General features: G+C 74.8%; 2 protein-coding genes. One reads left to right on the top strand and one right to left on the bottom strand.

Features of this window, described 5'->3' with window-relative positions:
• Positions 1-560 precede the first annotated feature (560 nt).
• Positions 561-2,474 (top strand): glutamine--fructose-6-phosphate transaminase (isomerizing), encoded by a 1,914-nt coding sequence (glmS, locus tag V6U81_RS28910; RefSeq protein WP_334494201.1) that lies wholly within the window; start codon positions 561-563, stop codon positions 2,472-2,474.
• A gap of 208 nt (positions 2,475-2,682) precedes the next feature.
• Here the strand turns inward: glmS and V6U81_RS28905 are convergent.
• Positions 2,683-3,777, bottom strand: a 1,095-nt coding sequence (locus V6U81_RS28905) for an alpha/beta hydrolase (protein WP_334494199.1), incomplete at its 5' end; no start/stop codon positions are given.

Genomic DNA, 3,777 nt, shown 5'->3' with positions numbered 1-3,777 from the left:
CCGGACCGGCGGGCCGGGCGGGGCGGCGGGGCGCGGCCCCGCCGGCGCCGGGTGCGGGACAGGCCATGGGCCCGGGGTCGTCGGCACCCCGCCACCGGCGTGCGTCGGGGTGCCGGGCGGCGGGGCCGACCACGAGTCGGGAGCCGTCCAGGGCTGCGGTGCGGCGAGTGGGTCCGGCGGGGTCCAGGCGTGGGGCGAACCGGGCGCCGGTGCCGTCGGGTCCACGGGCGGAGCCGGGGAGGGGTCGGGGCTCGGCGCGGTGGCGGACGGCTCGGGGGCCGACGGGCCGGGGGAGGACGGCTCGGCGGGCGGGGGCGTGTCGGACATGTCTGCTCCGGGAGGGGTGTGGTGACGGACCGTCCCAGGGACGTGCCGGATCCGCCGAGAGAGTGTCGTACCGGACGCGGGGGCCGCAACCCCGTTCGGCGGGGACGATGGACCGGAGCGCCCGGGCCGTTTGTCCGACTGCCGCCTGTGATCGACCGATCGCTCAAATTCAGTGCTTGTTTACCGGACTTCCGAGCACGCGAGATGAGCGAAGCTGGGTTAGGCTGCCAACCATGTGTGGAATCGTGGGTTACGCCGGCGCGCGCCCGGCACTCGGCATCGTGCTCGACGGACTGCGGCGGCTGGAGTACCGCGGCTACGACTCGGCCGGCGTGGCCATCGTCTGCGACGACGAGCTGCTGACCGAGAAGAAGGCCGGCAAGCTGGCCAACCTGGAAAAGGTGCTCTCCGAGCGGGCCGCCAGCAACCCGGCCGACTGCGCCGCCAGCCCGATCGGCATCGGTGACGGCACCACCGGCATCGGCCACACCCGCTGGGCCACCCACGGCGGTCCGACCGACCGCAACGCCCACCCGCACCTGGCCCCCGACGGCCGGGTCGCCGTGATCCACAACGGCATCATCGAGAACTTCGCTAAGCTCCGCGCCGAGCTGGAGGACGACGGCGTCCAGTTCGTCAGCGACACCGACACCGAATGCGCCGCCCACCTGCTCGCCCACGCGCTCGCCGAACTGCGCGCAGCCGGCGAGGCCGACAGCCCGCAGCTGCTCGCCTCCGCCATGCGGGTGGTCTGCCGGCGGCTCGAGGGCGCGTTCACCCTGCTCGCCGTCGACGCCGGCATCCCCGGCGCGGTGGTCGGCGCCCGGCGCAACTCGCCGCTGGTGGTCGGCCGGGGCGAGGGGGAGAACTACCTGGCCAGCGACGTGGCCGCGTTCATCGAGCACACCCGCGAGGCGGTCGAGCTCGGCCAGGACCAGATCGTGCTGATCACCGGCGAGAGCATCGAGATCACCGACTTCGACGGCCAGCCCGCCACCGGTAAGGACTTCCACATCGACTGGGACTCCTCGGCCGCCGAGAAGGGCGGCTACGACTGGTTCATGCTCAAGGAGATCGAGGAGCAGCCGCAGGCGATCGCCGACACGCTGCTCGGCCGGCTCACCGACACCGGTGAGATCGCCCTCGACGAGGTCCGCCTCAGCGACCAGGACCTGCGTGACGTCGACAAGATCTTCATCGTCGCCTGCGGCACCGCCTACCACTCCGGGCTGGTCGCCAAGTACGCCATCGAGCACTGGACCCGCATCCCCTGCGAGGTCGAGCTGGCCAGCGAGTTCCGCTACCGCGACCCGGTCCTCGACCGGTCCACGCTGATCGTGGTGATCTCGCAGTCCGGCGAGACCATGGACACCCTGATGGCGCTGCGCCACGCCAAGGAGCAGAAGGCCCGGGTGCTGGCCATCTGCAACACCAACGGCTCGACCATCCCGCGTGAGTCCGACGCCGTGCTCTACACCCACGGCGGTCCGGAGATCGCCGTCGCCTCCACCAAGGCGTTCCTCACCCAGCTGGTGGCCTGCTACCTGATCGGCCTGCACCTGGCCCAGGTCCGGGGCATCAAGTTCGCCGACGAGGTCGGCGCGGTGGTGGCCCAGCTCCAGGAGATGCCGGGCAAGCTGCGCGAGCTGCTGGACCGGATCGAGCCCGTCCGTGAGCTGGCCCGGGAGCTGAAGTCCGAGCCGACCGTGCTCTTCATCGGCCGGCACGTCGGCTACCCGGTGGCCCTGGAGGGCGCGCTGAAGCTCAAGGAGCTGGCGTACATGCACGCCGAGGGGTTCGCCGCCGGTGAGCTGAAGCACGGCCCGATCGCGCTGATCGACAAGGGCACCCCGGTGATCTGCGTGGTGCCGTCGCCGGTCGGCCGCGGCATGCTGCACGACAAGGTCGTCTCCAACATCCAGGAGGTCCGCGCCCGGGGCGCCCGGACCATCGTGATCGCCGAGGAGGGCGACGAGGCGGTCGTCCGCTACGCCGACCACCTGATCTACGTGCCGCGGACCCCGACGCTGCTGGCCCCGCTGGTCACCACGGTGCCGCTGCAGGTGCTCGCCGCCGAGATCGCCGCGGCCCGGGGGCACGACGTCGACCAGCCGCGCAACCTGGCGAAGTCGGTCACCGTCGAGTAACCGCACCGGACGCACACCGGCCCCCGCCCGCCGTACCCACGGCCGGCGGGGCCTGGCCGTGTCGCGGTGCGGCCGTGTCGCGGTGCGGCCGTTTCGCGGTGCGGCCGTTTCGCGGCGCGGTCGTTTCGGATGCGGCCGTCTCGCGGCGCGCGGTCGTTTCGGGTCCGGCCGTCGTGATCGCGGCCGTTCGTGATGGCCGCCCGGGAGATCATCGGCCCAGCACGATCCGGGCCATCCCGTCGAGCGCCGGGTTGCCGGGGTCCCAGTAGCCGGTGTGGCCGTACCGGCCGCTGGGAAAGGTGCGGCCGCCGAAACCCGGGTCGCTGGGATCGTGGCCGAACCACAGCTCGTGCCCGGACGGGGCGAGCAGGGAGACCGCGGTGGCCAGCGGGGAGGTGGCGAGGGCCGCCCGGCCGGCCAGCTCGGCGGGCGGCCGGACCAGCCGGATCACGTCGTCCGGCGCGGTGCTCGCCCAGACCCGCTCTGGCGGCAGGCGCAGTGCCTCGGCGCGCTCCACCCCGACGCCGGGCGAGCCCACGAAGACCAGGGCGTCCGCGTCGAGCCCGTGGTCCCGGGCGGCGGCGCCCACCACCACCGAGCCGTAGCTGTGCCCGAGCACGGTCTGCCGGGCCGACGCCCCCTCGTGGGCGGCGCGCAACCCCTCCTGGAAGCGGTGCAGCGCCGGGCCGGCGTCCCGGGCCTGGGCCGGCCAAGCGGCCTCGTGTACGAAGTCGGGCGCGTCGTAGTCCAGCCAGAGCACCGCGGCGGCCTCCGTGCCCGGGGCGAGCGCGGCGCACCGCCCGAGCACCCGCCCGGCCCGGCCCAGCTCGCCCGGGGCGTCGGCGAGGTCACTGGTCATCCCGGGCACGTAGGTCAGCACCTGGCCGGCCCGGTCCGGGTTGCCCAGCGCCACCACCGCCCGCCCGTCGCCGGCCGGGTCGACCTTGAGCAGGTACGCCCGGGGTGGTCCGGCCGCCGCCGAGCGCTCGGCCAGCGCGTCGACGCCGGCCAGGCTCCGGTCCAGCCGGGCCAGCCCGGCCTGCTCGACCGGCCCGCGGGGGAACCGGGCCGCCAGCCGCCGCCGCTGGGCGAGCAGCACCCCCCGGCGGGCGGCCAGGGTCAGCCGGTTGGCCTGGTCCCGCGCGGCGGCCGGCAGCCCGTCGAGGCGCCCGACCAGTCCGGGCTCGTGTGCCACCAGCCACCGCCGCTGCGCTCGCGTGAGCCCCGCCCACCAGGCCGCGACCTCGGCGGCCGGGGCGCCCGGCGCGGGGCGGCCCGGCGGCGGCGGCGCGGTCCAGAAGTC

This window comes from Micromonospora lacuserhaii (genome assembly GCF_036902735.1).
Taxonomy (GTDB): domain Bacteria; phylum Actinomycetota; class Actinomycetes; order Mycobacteriales; family Micromonosporaceae; genus Micromonospora.
This window is presented reverse-complemented; position numbering and strand designations above follow the sequence as displayed.

Excerpts from the sequence above, each read along its gene's own strand:
- glmS (WP_334494201.1), top strand. The coding sequence starts at position 561 with ATGTGTGGAATCGTGGGTTACGCCGGCGCGCGCCCGGCACTCGGCATC.